10 protein-coding genes are annotated in these 16,969 nt (G+C 36.8%); 9 read left to right on the top strand and 1 reads right to left on the bottom strand.

The genetic code is table 11. The annotated features are described in order from the left end of the window. Window positions 1-1,115 precede the first annotated feature (1,115 nt). The 8 genes from IQ247_RS10285 to pcrA all read left to right on the top strand — a co-directional run bounded on the left by IQ247_RS10285 (window position 1,116) and on the right by pcrA (window position 13,426). A complete protein-coding gene (locus IQ247_RS10285; protein WP_228059633.1) occupies window positions 1,116-3,074 on the top strand; it encodes a scytonemin biosynthesis sensor histidine kinase in 1,959 nt (652 codons plus the stop codon). 232 nt (window positions 3,075-3,306) lie between these two features. Continuing rightward, on the top strand, window positions 3,307-4,131 hold the full coding sequence (locus IQ247_RS10290; RefSeq protein ID WP_193919563.1) for a response regulator transcription factor: 825 nt from the start codon (window positions 3,307-3,309) through the stop codon (window positions 4,129-4,131). A 1,294-nt stretch (window positions 4,132-5,425) separates the two neighbouring features. Further along, window positions 5,426-6,142, top strand: a complete 717-nt coding sequence (locus IQ247_RS33380; RefSeq protein ID WP_322745483.1) for an acyltransferase — start codon at window positions 5,426-5,428, stop codon at window positions 6,140-6,142. A 107-nt stretch (window positions 6,143-6,249) separates the two neighbouring features. Next, the gene (locus IQ247_RS10300) at window positions 6,250-6,945 is read left to right on the top strand and encodes an acyltransferase (RefSeq protein WP_193919567.1); all 696 of its coding nucleotides are present in this window, start codon (window positions 6,250-6,252) and stop codon (window positions 6,943-6,945) included. 70 nt (window positions 6,946-7,015) lie between these two features. Further along, on the top strand, window positions 7,016-7,162 hold the full coding sequence (locus IQ247_RS10305) for a hypothetical protein (RefSeq protein WP_193919569.1): 147 nt from the start codon (window positions 7,016-7,018) through the stop codon (window positions 7,160-7,162). Between the two features lie 237 nt (window positions 7,163-7,399). Continuing rightward, window positions 7,400-7,516 carry a photosystem II reaction center protein I gene (locus IQ247_RS10310; RefSeq protein ID WP_193919571.1) on the top strand — a complete coding sequence of 39 codons (117 nt, stop codon included), beginning with the start codon at window positions 7,400-7,402 and terminating at the stop codon, window positions 7,514-7,516. 298 nt (window positions 7,517-7,814) lie between these two features. Continuing rightward, window positions 7,815-10,298, top strand: a complete 2,484-nt coding sequence (locus IQ247_RS10315; RefSeq protein WP_193919573.1) for a DUF3769 domain-containing protein — start codon at window positions 7,815-7,817, stop codon at window positions 10,296-10,298. A 767-nt stretch (window positions 10,299-11,065) separates the two neighbouring features. Continuing rightward, window positions 11,066-13,426, top strand: a complete 2,361-nt coding sequence (pcrA, locus tag IQ247_RS10320; protein WP_193919575.1) for a DNA helicase PcrA — start codon at window positions 11,066-11,068, stop codon at window positions 13,424-13,426. 72 nt (window positions 13,427-13,498) lie between these two features. Here the strand turns inward: pcrA and IQ247_RS10325 are convergent, their stop codons facing one another. After that, window positions 13,499-15,427 (bottom strand): pentapeptide repeat-containing protein, encoded by a 1,929-nt coding sequence (locus IQ247_RS10325; RefSeq protein ID WP_193919577.1) that lies wholly within the window; start codon window positions 15,425-15,427, stop codon window positions 13,499-13,501. Between the two features lie 242 nt (window positions 15,428-15,669). Between IQ247_RS10325 and gshA the strand changes: the two genes are divergently transcribed. Beyond that, window positions 15,670-16,809 (top strand): glutamate--cysteine ligase, encoded by a 1,140-nt coding sequence (gshA, locus tag IQ247_RS10330; protein WP_193919579.1) that lies wholly within the window; start codon window positions 15,670-15,672, stop codon window positions 16,807-16,809. Window positions 16,810-16,969 lie beyond the last annotated feature (160 nt).

Genomic DNA, 16,969 nt, shown 5'->3' on the forward strand with positions numbered 1-16,969 from the left:
ATAGCTGCAATGAAAAATCTTTTGATTGGCTTGGCAATTCTTTTGTTTTTCTTTACATTAATCCTTGATATCCCGGACTTATAGTGACTATTGATACTTGCTTAACTCCAACAAACTGTGTATATCGGTAATTTACAAGTATTATTTAGTACAGAAAACCAGATGATCATCGTAAAATACTGTTTTTAAGTAGTTCAAAATACTTAAAACAATCAAAAGCATACTTACGATAATTGAGTATTACATAGTATCAACCATGACAAAAACTCTTGAGTCCGCAAAAATTCGTTAATATAACTTAATCTATCTCTAAGGATAGATGCGGATATAATTTTCAGTAATAATTCTAATCTGCAAATACTTCTAGTGATAGATGCTCTGGGAATCGGCTTTATAGTTAAATCTTTGAAAGAATAATGAGAGAATAAACTAACTGGTCAAAAGAAATTAGCCACTATTTATCACAAAGAGGTCAAAATTATTTCTATATAATACCCGAATCACTCCGTAATTTTGGCATTTTTATCACTAGCTTGACTCTATTTTATACTTCCTCTTCCGTAAATGCTATTTGTTTCTACGCTGCAACTAAGTTTCAACATTATGCCGGTAATGCTTTCATTTAAGTAGTACAATAAGGCTTGTTAACACAAAAAAAGATTGTATTTTTGTCCTTATCTAACCTGTTCTTGGGCAATTTTAAAATATTGCACTACCTTCTATTCTGGTTGTTTTTAAGAGCTTGTTTGTTTATTATTCATAATATATTAGTTTGATTGCAATCAGCTTATTTGTAAATAGCTAAATAATTCAGTGGCTCATGGAATGTAGCTAATTATACGTGGAGCTCTAATTTTGAAATCTTAAGGATAAAAACATAATTTTTTTTGTAAAGTTATATTAATTTCTTAATTTTTTTGATAAGTTATTTAAAGTAAAAATATTTAGTAAACTTATCGCCAAACAATTTTATGTCTAAAAATCCAAGTAATAATGCTTATCAATGCTAAAAACTTATCCAGGGATAACTTAGAATTGCTCAAACTTGATGACAACCTTTCGGGGATAGCAATTAAACCTTTAAAGCGTGAAACCAGTACAAGCCGAAAGTAACTTTGAACAAAACTACTATGATTATCGAACCCAACTCTAGATTCAGATTGGAGCTGCAAGAAGAGTTGAAATTAGCTCAAATATTAATTAATCATGCGAAAGATGCTGCTTTTTGCTTAGAAGAAAATGGGGAGTTTGTTTACGTTAATAATGCTACTTGTTCGCTTTTCGGGTATTCCCGTTCGGAAGTGCTTTCGATGACGTTACAAGAAGTGGATGTTAATTGGGAACAACACAAATGGCTAGAACAATGGGAATTACTCAAACAACAAGGTTCGATCAGCTTTAAAAGTTGCTATCGGAACAAAGCAGGTAAAGTATTTCCCGTTGAAATTAGTTTCGTGATGGAAGAATTGCAAGGAAAGCTGATTTGCTGCGGTTATGCTTGTGAGTTAAGCAGCGAATTGCCGCAATTCACGGTAGAATCTCCCAATATTCAAAATCATGTCCAGCAAAAAATCGTTGAATATCAGAAAATAGATGAGCAATTAAAAAACTCTCTATCTTTATTGACTTCAACCTTGGAATGTACCGCAAATGGCATACTTGCGATCAACTTTGAAGGAAAGATACTTTACTACAATCAGAAGTTCATAGATATGTGGCATCTTCCATCTGACGTGAGGATGTCAAGGAACTGTACTAAAGCCAAAGCTTTTTTTGAAAGTCAAGTCAAAGACGTAGAAATATTTCGTTCGCATATTTGGGAATTTCCTACAAAGTCCGATTCCGAGACTTATGATTTGTTAGATTTAAAAGATGGAAGAATATTTGCACATTATTCAGAACCTTATAGATTAAATGGTAGTATTATTGGTAGAGTGTGGAGTATCTGGGATATTACCGAGTCAAGGCAAACAGAAGAAGCTCTCAAACTGAATGAAGCAAGATTCCGTACTTTAGCTCAGAATACGGAAGCTGGTATTTTTTTAATTCAGGAGAATCACATTTGTTATGCAAATCCAGCAGCAGAAATGCTTACAGGCTATTCAATTAAAGAATTAGTTCATAATAGCTTTGATTTTGAGCAAATAGTTAAAGTCAAACAGTGCAGACAGGTACGCGAGCAAGATGGGGTAGCGAGTTGTCGATACCAAGAAATGCAAATTTTGACAAAACAAGGTATTTTGCGCTGGTTAGCTTGCACCATCGAGCAACTCGATGGAGTACTTGACTTTGCTGGAAAGCGAGTGAGAATGATTACGGCCATCGATATTACCGATTATAAGCAAGCCGAATCGGAACTTCGTCAAACATTAGAACAAGCAAGAAAATTAAGCGAACTCAGACAGCGTTTTGTTTCGATGCTTTGCCATCAGTTTCGTACTCCCCTCAACGTTGTTTCTTTCTCATCTGATCTGCTCACACGCAATTTTCATCAATGGAGTGAGGAGAAAAACCACTCTTATCTCGACTTAATTAAAGATGCTGTAGAGCAAATTAGCGAATTGCTTGATGAAATTTTGTTATTTGGTAAAGCTGAAGCAGATAAATTAAAGTGCCAGCCAAGACCATTAGATTTAAAGCAATTCTGTCGAGACATTATAGCACAGATGCATTTGGCATCAGGCAAGCAAAAAGTAATTAACTTTATCAGCGATGGTGAATGTGCCAGCGTTAGTGTAGACCCTAAATTATTACATCATATTTTAACAAACTTAATTTCTAATGCTCTTAAATACTCCGTGGGTAAGACTCCCGTAACTTTAGAACTTATGTGTAGAGAGGATAATGTGGTTTTTATGATTAAAGATGAAGGAATTGGGATTCCATCTGTAGATCAGCAACAAATATTTGAGCCTTTTTATCGAGGCAGCAATATTGACAGTATACCTGGTACCGGCTTGGGTTTATCGATTGTCAAAACTCTTGCAGATTTACACGGATGTGAAATTTCCTTGTCAAGTGAAGTGGGTGTTGGAACTACTTTTACTCTCAAAGTCCCATTAAACAAGCATTGAATTTTAAGTTGAATTTTAGGTTGAATTTAAAACCGATCGCTCTCCATATAAAATATAAAATTTTTGATCGTTGCTTATTAATAACTAAATTTGAATATTTGTTTTATCACTAACCAATTATATAGTCAATCAATTTCCATAAATTCCCATAAATTCTCATATATATTAGATTCCCTTTTTACTCGGCATTTAGTTTCAATTGTAAATTCTCTCATTATTGTAAATAACCATCATGGATGTAATTTCAAAAAAAATTCTGGTCATTGAAGATGATACTCGTACCCGTAATATGTATTTAGATGGTCTTGAAACTGAAGGTTTTGAGATGATCAGCGCTAAAAATGGTACTGCGGGAATTAGAGAAGCTCTTTTTCATTTACCCGACTTAATAATTTGTGATATCCTAATGCCAGATATGGATGGCTACACCGTTTTAGAAAAACTCCGCCAAAATCCACTTACATCAATTATTCCCTTTATTTTTCTGACTGGTAGGGGTAGTAAAGAAGATTTCCGTAGAGGTATGGAGTGTGGTGCTGATGACTATCTCACTAAACCTGCGACATTAGAGCAATTGTTAAGGGCGATCGCCATTAGGCTAGAGAGAAAACAGACCTTATTTAGTTATTGCTACTCCAAGTATAATAATATTTCACCATCGCGACTCAATGAAACCGCAGCATCAGACGAAGAACAATCGATTTTTCCTGTTGTTCCTCAGTTAAAAGAAGTTTTTGATTTTATTGAAGCCAACTATCATAAAGGAATCACCTTAAGCGATGTAGCTGATGCAGTTGGTTATTCTGCGGCATATCTAACTAATAGAGTCGCAAAAATAACCGGAGAAACGGTAAACTGTTGGATTGTCAAGCGTCGAATGGCAGCTGCACGTAGCTTACTCAAAAATACTAGCCAAAACATCGAAGAAATTGCTACAACTGTTGGTTATCAAAATGCCTGTCATTTTTCCCGACAATTTCGCCAACACCATGATATACCTCCCCAAAGCTGGAGGAAAAAGCATCAACTCATTGAACGCTACCCCGTGGAAGTATAGCACTTCACCACATTAATTATGAGGGGTCATTTATTCGTAGTGGGAGCGTCTCGCTCCCTGCTGATCACAACCCAGCCCCTCGCTCCCTGGTAGTAACATTGCAGACACCTTAAGCGAACTATCTGCACTATATAGTTATTTAGCTTTTGGCGTTGCTGATTTAATAGACATTTGGTGGAAATTAATTATGCGTCATCCAGAAACCTTGTAGAGACGCGAAATTTCGCGTCTCTACATTCTTTTTCGGAGATGTCTAATGTATGAACACGATTCGTCATCTCTTGTAGAGACGCTCATAGTATCGCCTCTCTACATTTTTAATTCGTACCACGATTCAGCAGCATCTAGCTTTTTAATACTTGCATTTGTAAGTATTATTTTTGTATTTATTTACCTGAGAATACTTAGGTATAATTCTTGAGAACTTAATCAAAACTTTATAAAAACGTCATTAAATTAAAATAAATTTGATTATTTTGTTCAGTAAAAAGATATATGTTATACGTAAATGTAGATAATCCTGATTAAAATTTATATTATGACAAGATAAAAAAAGTCGAGGTAAAAGATATTTTAATAAGTAGGACAACTAAAATAGCATTTTACAAAAGTTGAGTTCATTAAAGCCTGTTTAATAATTAATGCTTAACTTTAGAACAGTTGTCTATATTAAGAGGTGACATTTTTAATCAAAAAACGATTTACTATGTAAGTGAAAAATTGATTAATACAAAGTAATTCATAGTTATTTCAACCATCAACTTGATATACAAGTTTTTCTCCAATTATCTGGATTATTAACCCAATTAATCAATTATTTTTCGTCACAAATCAACTTGTTTCTCATTGATGCGATATTTTTTACAGGTCTTTTTGTATCTGTGATTATACTCTGTAAAAAGAAAATATGTTATGTGCTGTAGAACTGAAACTAATTGGTTTTTATCATCCTCTGAGATAGAGAAATCCAGTTTGATTGTTGAATAAAATTAATGGGATTACCCCTGGGTATGATATTGCTATGATAGAAAACTCTCTGCAATCAATCCTTCAATTCGTAAACTATACAAGTCGGGTTTTTATCAAATTTGTCAGCTTGTTACAGATACTGATTCTCAAATAAATAATTTTGTTTTGGAAAATAATAATTTAAGGTTATTGATTTATTGATTAGACAAATAATTGCTAAAAATAAATTAACATCTTGCTTGATAAAATTAATCACCAAATTGATAAAAACAAACTAAACTAGCAGTAAAATCTTCAAAACCTCAAATCCTCCAACTATATAGTCATGAAAAAATCCCATTTAAAAATGAATCGTCTGCAAGAAGTTTTAGTTACTGGTTTAATCGGAGAACTTCCTGGGATTGCTTTAGGACCAAAATTAAGAAAGTTAATATATCCAACTATATTAGCTCAAATGGGTAAATCAGTTTACATCCAAAATGGTGTTGAACTTTTAGGTGCTTGCAATATAAAACTTGGGAGTGGAGTACATCTTTTTAAAGGAGTTCGTATAGATGGTTTGGGACATGAAAACAATCAAATTATTATAAAAGAAGGAGTTGCTGTTGAACGTAACGTTGATATTGGAGCCTTAGACAACACACAAGTATATATTGACAAAGGTACATTTATTGGTGTAGGTGTTTGTATTGCTGGACCAGGAAACATTAAGATTGGTAAACGTTGTTTAATTGCAGCTCATAGTGGAATCTTTGGTAATAACCATATCTATGCAGATCCATTAAAATGCATTGCCGATCAAGGAGTGATTCGTAAAGGAATTACCATCGAAGATGATTGCTGGTTGGGACATAATGTCACGGTAACAGATGGAGTAACTATTGGTAAAGGTAGTGTTATTGGTGCGGGTGCGGTAGTTACTAAAGATATTCCTGCTTATTCAATCGCTGTGGGTATACCAGCACGAGTTATTAAAACTCGTCTTCTCAAAGAATCGATAAATCCTCAAGAGTTGCAAGTAATGTCAGCTAATTCTAGATAAAATCGCGACTCAGCTAGGGACAAGTTCTAATTTCATCGCCACAGAGTAAGTTTTAAAATTAGTTCGAGCATTGCAGCTTTGTTACACAAAATCAGGGAAATATAATTATGAATCGTAAGCAAATTCCAGCAAAATTGAAGCGGTTACAAGAAATAGTTTTAATCGTCCTGTTAACAAATATTCCTACAAAATTTATCGGTTCTAGATTACGAACTTTTTTCTATCGCAGTATCTTCAGAAGCTTGGGTAAACAAGTTTATTTACAAGATAGCGTTGAATTTATTAATACTAATTGTATAGAAATTGGCAATGGAGTACAAATTTTGCGAGGTGCAAATATCAATGCTATAGGACATCCTAACAATAAAATTTCTATTGGTGATGGGGTACAAATTCAACAGGGTGTTGATATTAGAGCATTGAATGATACTCATATCAAAATTGCAGAAAACACATTTATCGGTCCTTATGTTTGTATCGCTGGATCGGGAAACATTCAAATAGGTAAAGGTTGTTTAATTGCAGCCCATTCGGGATTGTTTGCCAACAACCATAATTTTACAGACCCATTTGAATATATTGCCAAACAAGGTATTACTCGTAAAGGAATTATTATAGAAGATGACTGCTGGCTCGGACATAATGTAACGGTAATAGATGGAGTGACTATAGGTAAAGGTTGCGTGATTGGTGCTGGTTCAGTGGTAACAAAAGATATCCCTCCTTATTCCGTAGCCGTAGGTACTCCAGCAAAAGTTGTAAAAAGCCGTATTCAACAGAAGGAACTGGTGAATCTGAATTGAGATGGGAAAAAGTATACCCGACAACTGGAAGTGCGGGGCTATACAAGCAAAGCCCAGCGGAGGTGGTTAAGTGGATATTCATACAGAAAAAGTATTAGAAGTCGGATTTCGTCACAGTTACTCGACTTCTTTGCTCAAGAAACATATTTATTTAAATCAACGTCGAAAAACAACAAAGCCGCCGATTACACTTGGATTTGTCACAAGTAAGTGGTAAGCGTTGAGTGAGGGATTGATTTTCCCACTACTACTCACTACTACTTCCAACTTCCTTCTTGTTTGTGAGAAATGGGGGTAAAGTGCCAAACTTCGATCTAAGAAAATAATTGTAGGGTATCTATCATTATATATTCTCCAAAAATAGGTCTATTTTGGGTAATATAAAGAAGTTATCTTTTCTGCAACAGCAGATACTAAAAAGAACTTTTTCGATTAGCCCTGTGGAGAAATTGCTATGTTGAGTTTAAAAATCGCTGTTTATGTTGTTGTTGGGTTATTTTTAGCTACATTTATCTTTGGATTTTTGTCAAATGACCCAGCTCGTAACCCCGGACGTAATGATTTTGAATAAATATAGTCCCTTTCGTCCATAATCCCTGCTATATTGGCAGAGGTTAGTATTAATACCAAGGACACGTCGAAAGAATCGTCAGTAATTGTTTTTTAACTATTTTCTTTCGTAAACGTGTCCTTTTTTGGGCGGAATCTGCTCGTAGGCTAAGTAGAAGGCTTTAGTTAGAAGTTTATTTTTAAATTTGTTTGGAAATTTCTTTAGAAAATTTTCTAAATATTTTATGCTTCTAACTTGTTTATTAACTGTTCTTTAGCTTGCCTTAAAGACTGTTTGTTGGCTTATATAATGCGTAAGTATGCTTCATCCAGTTCTACCGCCCGAATTACCACATTTTCTCGAAACACCAGCCGTAGTAGATGTCTCTGTAAATACTAGTAGCACAAAAATTAGTACTTTACCCCAACAATCTTCTACAAGAAAACCGATTTTTCACGGGCAAGATAATTCTTACCCACCCGAATCTTTTGGGAAAACCCAAAATCCATCGAAAACTGCTATACCCGAAACTATTCTCCCACCGGAATTTTCACCAGTTACTGTCTCTAGAGATGCAGCATCTTTAGGGAAAAATTTGAGTATTGGCTATCAATTGGAGACTTTTGAAGCTGAAGCTGTTACTCAAACGGTGAACAAAGGTAAGAATTTATCTCAACCTCAAGCAGAATCTATTACTAAAAATTTAACTAAAGCACCGCAGAAAATTGCTAACAACAAACCTACGAAAATAGAATTTTATTCTCAAAATACAAACTCGACAACAGCACCAGCGACAATAGAATTCAAATCACGTTCTCAGGTACAAGCTCAAGAAGAAACTATACCCGAACCGCAACCAGAAACAAACACTCAGCCAACCGACGAGCAACAACCACCATCACAACCACCATCACAACCACCATCACAACCACCAGCGGAAACCAGAAGAGTAATTGAAATTCTTGCAGATAGGCAGATTTACGATGAAAATCGTCGGGTTGTCACGGCTGAAGGTAATGTAGTAGTAAGATTTGATGGGTCTGTAGTAGATGCCGATAGTTTACAGGTCAATATAGATAACTTAGTTGCAGTGGGTGAAGGAAACGTTGCAGTCACCAGAGGGGAGCAAGTTTTAAGAGGAAATCGGTTTACATACAATTTTATTCAAGATACCGGGGATTTAGAAGGGGGAAGCGGCGAAATTAACTTAGCCCAAGCCCCAGAAGATTTTTCTTTCACTTCACCAGAAGTAGCAGCTGGTGGCGTACCTCGTCGTCCTCTGAGCGATAGAATTAGAAGAAATCAACCTTTAACTGGTATTGGTAGTCCTGGAGGGATTGGGGTTCAACTGGGTGGTAGAGATGCTCGAAATTTACCATCGGCTCAACCAACTGGAGGTGAAGTTAGACGTGTCCGGTTTGAAGCCGCACGAGTCGATTTTTATCCCAGAGGTTGGCAAGCAAGAGATGTCCGTATTACTAATGATCCCTTTTCTCCCCCAGAATTAGAGTTACGTGCAGACTCAGTTACTTTAAATCAAATTTCCCCTCGCCAAGATAAATTAAGATTAAGACGACCCCGTTTAGTCTTTGACCAAGGCTTAACTTTAGGTATACCAGGTTATACAAGGACTATTGATCGTAATCAGCGCGATGCTACTCCCGCTCCAGTTTCCATCGGTTTCGATGGTGACGAACGTGGTGGTTTATACCTAGAACGCTCCTTTCAAGTATTAGATACACCCCAGCTAAGTTGGAAAGTTACACCCCAATTTTTTGCTCAACAAGCCATACAAAATAATAACGGCAACTTTCCGGCATTATTCGGTTTGAAATCAAGCTTGAATGCTACCTTGAACGAGCGATCGCAAATTAATGCATCCACATCTTTAACAAGTCTGGATTTAACAGAATTAGAAGACAATTTACGTGGCAGCGTGCGATACAACTATTTATTAGGCAATATTCAAAATCCCTATCAAGCAACAATAGAATACAGCTACCGCGATCGCCTTTATAACGGTAGTCTTGGTTTTCAAACTGTACAAAGCAGCTTCGGTGGAGTTATTATTTCTCCAAATATACCTTTAGGTAAAACTGGTTTAAACTTGAGGTATCAAGCAGGCGCTCAACAAATCAGTGCTAATACTGACCGTCAAGACTTACTCGATATAAATCGCAGCAATGACCGAATTTCCCTCGGACGCTTACAAGCCAGCGCTACCATTGGTGGAGGTATCACTCTTTGGCAGGGTAAGCCTTTACCAGCAACCAGAGAAGAAGGATTAAAATATACAGCTAATGTCGTAGTTCCCTACGTCCAAACATTTGGTTCAATAACTGGAACTGGTAGTTATTACAGCAACGGCGAGAACCAAAATACCCTAGTAGGTACAATTGGATTGCAAGGACAATTCGGTCATTTTTCCAAACCATTTTTAGATTATACCGGCTTCAATATCAGTTATTCCCAAGGTACAAACGACGGATTATCACCTTTCTTATTCGACCGCTATGTTGATAATAAAGTTTTAAGCGCTGGTATTACCCAACAACTTTACGGACCATTTCGTTTCGGATTTCAAACAAGCATCAATTTAGATACTAGTGAACGTACTAGCACTGATTATATTTTAGAATACAGCCGCCGTACTTACGGTATTAGCCTGCGTTATAATCCCGTATTAGAATTAGGTGGTATAAGTTTTCGGATCAGCGACTTTAACTGGAGTGGTGGAACTGACCCATTTTCCGATGATACAGGAGGAGTTAAACCTGTTGTGGGAGGAGTTGAACAACGGTAATGGGGTATTACAAGACAACTGTTCGGCTACCAAAGAGCGAGACGCGGACACACGAAATTTATTACCCAGCATAATTAACGTAGTGGAGTACTAGTACTCCACCACATTAATTTTGAGGAGTTAAAATACCTCTTCGTAGGTTGGGTTAAGCGTTGGCGAAGCCTGTCCGACAGGACATAGCGCAACCCAACGCGGGTGCCGAGGCTCCACTACGTTTTGCTTCGCAACGCTTGCGCGAACAGCCCAACCTACAATATTACATTGATTACCCCTCATAACTTATGTGACAGACTACTAGTACTTGACCACATTAATTTTGAGGAGTTAAAATACCTCTTCGTAGGTTGGGTTAAGCGTTGGCGAAGCCTGTCCGACAGGACATAGCGCAACCCAACGCGGGTGCCGAGGCTCCACTACATTTTGCTTCGCAACGCTTGCGCGAACAGCCCAACCTACAATATTACATTGATTACCCCTCATAACTTATGTGGTGGACTACTAGTAGTCCTTTGCATTAATTTTGACTGGTTCGTTTATTGCCGAAACCATGTAGAGACGCGAAATTTCGCGTCTCTACAACCCCTTAAAATTAATGTGATGGAGTACTAGTTTATAAATGTTTATTTCCCACAAGCAATAAATTTAATTAGTTAAATTTTGGTAATATTGTAACCTTAACAATATAAGACAATTGTACTGATGTGACAAAAAGGCATATTGCTACATTGCAACAGATTGTATTTTAATTTCGCTTACTCCTCACGCTCATGACAACAACCATTGACTTTTTAAGTCACCTTAACCCCCATCAACGTCGCGCTGTCGAGCATTTTTGCGGTCCCTTGCTAGTTGTTGCTGGTGCGGGTTCTGGTAAAACACGAGCCTTGACTTATCGCATTGCTCATTTAATTGTCGAACATAAAGTTAATCCTGAAAATATTTTGGCGGTTACTTTCACCAATAAAGCCGCACGGGAGATGAAAGAACGGATTCAAAAATTATTTGCCGAACAAATGGCAATGATTGAGTTTGGCAAACGTTACGATTTACTATCAGAATACGAGCAAGTAAAGCTAAGGTCGAAAGTTTATAAACATATTATTAAAGATTTATGGTGCGGTACTTTTCATAGTTTACTTTCTCGGATTCTTCGCTTGGATATTGAAAAATACCAAGATGAAAAAGGACGCACTTGGAAGCGTAATTTTTCGATTTTTGACGAATCTGATGCTCAAAGTTTGGTTAAGGAAATTGTTACCAAACAGTTAAATCTCAGCGATAAAAAATTTAATCCTCGTTCCGTTCGCTACGCCATCAGTAATGCGAAAAATCAAGGTTTATCGCCGCAAGAATATGAGAAAGAAGAACCAAATTATAAAGGAAGAGTAATTGCAGAAGTTTATAATTGCTATCAAGATAAATTAGCTGAAAACAACGCCCTGGATTTTGACGATTTGATTTTGGTTCCGGTAAGATTGTTTCAGCAAAATGAACAGGTTTTGGGTTATTGGCATCATAAATTCCGTCACATTTTGGTAGATGAGTATCAGGATACAAACCGCACTCAATATCAATTGATTAGCTTATTATCTACCTACGGAGACAATAAAAGTCAGTGGAATTGGCAAAACCGTTCTGTGTTTGTAGTCGGCGATGCTGACCAATCAATCTATTCTTTTAGAATGGCTGACTTTACTATTCTGCTCGACTTTCAGCAAGACTTTGGTGATGGTTTAGAGGATGATGATACCCGTTCCATGGTCAAATTAGAAGAAAACTATCGTTCCTGTGAAAATATTCTGCAAGCTGCGAACTACTTAATTGAAAATAATACTCAGCGGATTGATAAAGTACTTAAAGCAACTAGAGGTCAAGGCGAACAAATTTTTTATTTTAAAGCAGATGATGAAGTAGCTGAAGCTGACTTTGTAATTAAGAAAATTTGTGCTTTAGAGAAAGAAAATCCCAATTTAAATTGGGGAAGTTTTGCGATTCTTTATCGTACTAACGCTCAATCTCGCCCCTTTGAAGATGTTTTAGTGCGGAATTCCATTCCCTATACTGTTGTTGGTGGATTAAAGTTTTACGATCGCAAAGAAATTAAAGATGTTTTGGCTTATTTAAGGGCGATCGCCAACCCCGCAGATAATTTAAGTTTATTAAGAGTAATCAATACACCCCGACGCGGGATTGGTAAAGCCACCATCGATAATTTAACAAACGCTGCTCAAGAATTGGGTATAACCATGTGGGAAATACTCAGTGACGAGACATCAGTTAATACCTTAGCAGGACGTTCGTCAAAATCGGTAAATAATTTTGCGAAGATGATTGGACGCTTGCAGCAACAAGCTGAAAATACTAGTGCATCAGAAATATTGCAAATTATTTTAGATGAATCCGGTTACGTCCAAGATTTGCACAACCAAGGAAACGACGAAGCAGAAGATAGAATACGCAACGTCGGAGAACTTTACAATGCTGTCCGTCAATATGAAGAAGAAGCAGAACAAGATGCTTCCCTGCAAGGATTTCTCGCAAGTACCGCTTTGAGTTCCGATTTAGATAATTTAAAAGACGGACAAAGCGCGGTATCTTTAATGACATTGCATTCTTCTAAAGGATTGGAATTTCCTGTAGTCTTCTTAGTCGGGTTAGAGCAAGGATTATTTCCCAACTATCGTTCTATAGATGACCCAGCAGCTTTAGAAGAAGAACGTCGTTTATGTTACGTCGGTATTACTCGCGCTCAAGAAAGGTTATTTTTGTCTCACGCACGAGAACGCAGGCTGTATGGAACCCGCGAACCCGCAGTCCGATCGCAGTTTCTTGATGAATTACCCAAGGAATTATTAGCTACTGAATATCCTCGTAGTGTTACTTATACAAATAATGGCGGTCGTAGTTCTGCTAGTTACGATAATGGTTTTGATAATACAAGTAATGATACAGCAACCCCAAACTTCAATTGGCAAGTTGGCGATCGAGTAATGCATAAATCATTTGGAGCAGGTGAAATAACTCATATTTTTGGAGGAGGAAACAAACTTTCTGTAGCCATTAAATTTCCCGGTTTAGGTCAAAAAATCATCGACCCCAGAGTTGCTAAGTTACAAAAAATGGAGTAGTTTCAACTATCAACTATCAATTAAAAATTGTTTATTGATAACTGATAACTGATAACTGATAACTGATAACTGTTAACTGTCTCGTCTTACTCTTTCCCAATTCTTAGCTTGCTGAATTTGTTCATCGGTGAAATTTTTAGCTTGGGAAAAGTCTGCTATATCCAAGTTAGCATTTTTGAAATTAGTTCCTTTGAGATTGGCTCTAAAAAGGTTTGCTCCTTCAAGATGGGCATTATCGAAATCAGCATTTTCTAAATTTGCTGCTTCCAAATTAGCTCTATAAAGGTCGGCAAATTGCAGATTTGCTGATGTTAGGTTTGTCAATTTTAAATTAGCTTTTTGCAAATCGGCTTTTTGTAAATTAGCTCCGACTAACTTAGCTGATTGCAAATTCGCTCTGTAAAGGTCTGCTACTTGTAAATTGGCTCGATGCAAATCGGCTCTATAAAGACGAGCTTCTCTAAGAAAAGCGACTCGAAGATTAGCATCTAAGAGGTCAGCTTCTTCAAGATTACTGTATCGGAGGTCTGCTGCTTCCAAATTAGCTGCTTTCAGATTTGCTTTTACCAGATTTGCTTTTTGCAGATTAGCTCTTTGAAGTTTGGCACAACTGAGGTCAGCTTTTTCTAAGTTAGCTTCTTGAAAATTTGTGACTATAACTTCTTCAAATTCGGTTACTTCTCTTAAATCTGCTGCGATAAAACTCGCATTTTTCAGGTTAGCTTTTTTAAAATTAGCTCCTTTGAGGTTCGCTTCTTGGAAAGTCGCAGCTTCAAGATTAGCTTCTTGAAAATTCGCTTGCTGTAGTCTAGCGCCACGGAAATAAGCTTGTTGTAAATTTGCCCCTTGTAAGTTAGCTCTTTGCAGATTAGCTACTTTTAAATTGGCTCCTTGAAGATTAGCTCCTTGTAAATTAGCTTCTTCCAAAGTAACTTCTAATAAGTCAGCTTTTTGAAGATTACTATGTCGTAAATCCGCTTGTTGATGAAATTCAGCTTCTTTAAAATCTACCCCTTCTAAGTTCGCTTTTTCAAAGTTAGCTCCTTGTAATTTAGCTCCCCAAAGATTTGCTCCTTGTAAATTAGCTTGTCTTAAAATAGCCCCTTGTAAGTTAGCTTCCTTCAAATTAGCTTTTTGCAGATGAGCTTCACTCAAGTTAACTTGTTGCAAATCAAATTTACTTAAGTCTCGACCTTCAACTATTTTATTAACCAACTCCCAAACTAATTTCCATTTTTCGTCGAGTTGAGTTTCAGCACTAATTTGACTACTTTTTAAATTCACTCCTTCCAAAGCAGCATTACGAAAATCAACACCACAAAGGTTTGCATCTCTAAGATTAACTTGCTTAAGATTGGTATTGACCATTACAGCTTCCCAAAGATAAGCTCCTTTGAGATTTGCACCTTCTAAGTTAGCTCCTTGAAGATTTGCTGCTTCCAGATTTACTCCTTCTAAAATAGCCCCTTGCAAATTGGTTTCTACCAAGTTTGCTTTCGACAAATTAGCGTTAAATAAATTTGCTTCTTGTAAATCAAATGTACTCAAATTGCGATTTTCAAGAGGCTGATTTACAATTTCCCAAACTAGTCTCCACTTCTCATCTAATAAAGTATCACTGTTGATTTGAGTAAATTTAAAATTTACCCTTTCTAAAGCTGTTTTTTGCAAATTAGTCCCGCGTAAATCCGCTCTTCTAAAAGATGCTGAGCGCAGATTTGAACCATAAAGGTTAGCTTTACATAAATCCGCTTCAAAAAAGTCAACTGCTTCTAAATCAGCAGACTTTAGAGTCGCACCTTGAAGATTTGCTTCTTGAAAACTTGCGTTTTTCAAACAAGCTTGATCAAAAATCGCTCCTTGAAGACTTGCACTAACAAAAGTCGCTCCTTCAAGATTCGCATTTGTAAAATCTTTACCTCGCAAATCTTGATGGTCGAAGTTTTTATCAGCTAAGTCTTGACCTTTATAGGAGAAAGGTTGAGAATTATCGCCTAACATATCTCAGTAATAGATAAGCCTACATCGACATTTTGATACATAATCCCAATAAAATCAGCCAGTGTTGAATACAAAATGATTAAAGGTTAGGAGTTGTAGCATTTTTGGATTATTTATTAGCACTATTTTCTTTTTGTCAAGTACTATCATTAAATCGCTCTTAACCTCTATTTCTCTAGGTTGATGCGTAATTTCGTCGCTTTAGATACAATTTAAAAGTAAGGAGCGCGAGGAGAATGTTCGTGGTGCTATCAAAAGGTTTTGAGATTGAGATATATACTGGTACCCCTCAAGGTGATATCGTTGGTCTCTCTGACAAAATTACATCTGAATTGGATGGATTCATGCGGGAACCGGATAGCCGGAATGTAGAATACGTAACCGCTCCATTTTTCGATTATGAACAGCTTTTATGCGGTTTATTGTGTCCTCGTTTGAAGTTAAGAAAATATCTTCAAAAACTAGGTAATTATACTTTAATTCCCGGAAGTACTTTGTCATTGGGAGGAAGCGATAAATTCTTGCGTTCTGACCCCAACAGTGCCTATCACGAATATATCGAACAAACTTACGGAACCAAAGTGGTTACTGCCAGCGTTCATATTAATGTAGGTATTAGTGACCCCGAAATATTGATGCGGGCTTGTCGCGTTATTCGTTTGGAAGCACCTTTGTATCTCGCTTTAAGCGCTTCATCTCCCTTCTTAGATGGCAAAGCTAGCGGATACCATTCCACCCGCTGGGGTCTTTTCCCGCAAACTCCTTCATATGTGCCTTTATTTACAAGCCATGCAGACCATATTAATTGGGTAGAACAACAGCTAGAATCCGGGACAATGCAAAACGTGCGACATTTATGGACATCCGTTCGACCAAATGGCGATCGCCGTCCTTACGATCTAAATCGTCTAGAATTGCGAATTTGTGATTTAGTCACCGATCCCATAGCATTGTTAGCCATTTCAGCTTTATTAGAAGCCCGTTTGTTACAAGTAATTGATAATCCTAACCTCGATCCCTTGATCAAAAGTAGCTTCTCTCCCGAAGAATTAATCGCAATTACAACCCAAAATGAAATTGCTTGTGCAACCTCTAGCTTGGATGCTCAATTAATTCATTGGGCTGACGGAAGAACTATTAAAGCCAGAGATTGGATTAGCGAGCTTGATGAAAGTGCAACGGCGATCGCCAAACAATATGGCTTTAGATGTTTCCTCTCACCGCTACAAAAAATCCTTCGTGAGGGAAATCAAGCTCAAAGATGGCTACAACTTCACAGTTTGGGAGTTAGCAGTCGCAACGTGATTACCCAAGCTATTAGCTCAATTCGAGAACGAGAGTTAGAACTAGAGGATAAATTGTGTTCCTCTTTAGTGGCTTAACACCACTCCCTATTTTCTTGAAAAAAATGGTATGCTCTTTTGTCGGAAAGATGACAATCGACTTCCTCAAAACTTTACTATTTTTTTATATTGTCTTTAAAGACTCTTCATACAAGGATTTTAGAAGTGTTTTTATTAGTTTTATTTTTTTTATCTATTG

It is taken from the genome of Plectonema cf. radiosum LEGE 06105 (assembly GCF_015207665.1).
Lineage (GTDB): Bacteria > Cyanobacteriota > Cyanobacteriia > Cyanobacteriales > Nostocaceae > Rivularia > Rivularia radiosa_A.

Excerpts from the sequence above, each read along its gene's own strand:
- IQ247_RS10310 (WP_193919571.1), top strand. The coding sequence starts at position 7,400 with ATGTTGAGTTTAAAAATCGCTGTTTATGTTGTTGTTGGGTTATTTTTA.
- IQ247_RS10300 (WP_193919567.1), top strand. The coding sequence starts at position 6,250 with ATGAATCGTAAGCAAATTCCAGCAAAATTGAAGCGGTTACAAGAAATA.
- IQ247_RS10325 (WP_193919577.1), bottom strand. The coding sequence starts at position 15,427 with ATGTTAGGCGATAATTCTCAACCTTTCTCCTATAAAGGTCAAGACTTA.
- IQ247_RS10290 (WP_193919563.1), top strand. The coding sequence starts at position 3,307 with ATGGATGTAATTTCAAAAAAAATTCTGGTCATTGAAGATGATACTCGT.
- IQ247_RS10315 (WP_193919573.1), top strand. The coding sequence starts at position 7,815 with ATGCTTCATCCAGTTCTACCGCCCGAATTACCACATTTTCTCGAAACA.
- pcrA (WP_193919575.1), top strand. The coding sequence starts at position 11,066 with ATGACAACAACCATTGACTTTTTAAGTCACCTTAACCCCCATCAACGT.
- IQ247_RS33380 (WP_322745483.1), top strand. The coding sequence starts at position 5,426 with ATGAAAAAATCCCATTTAAAAATGAATCGTCTGCAAGAAGTTTTAGTT.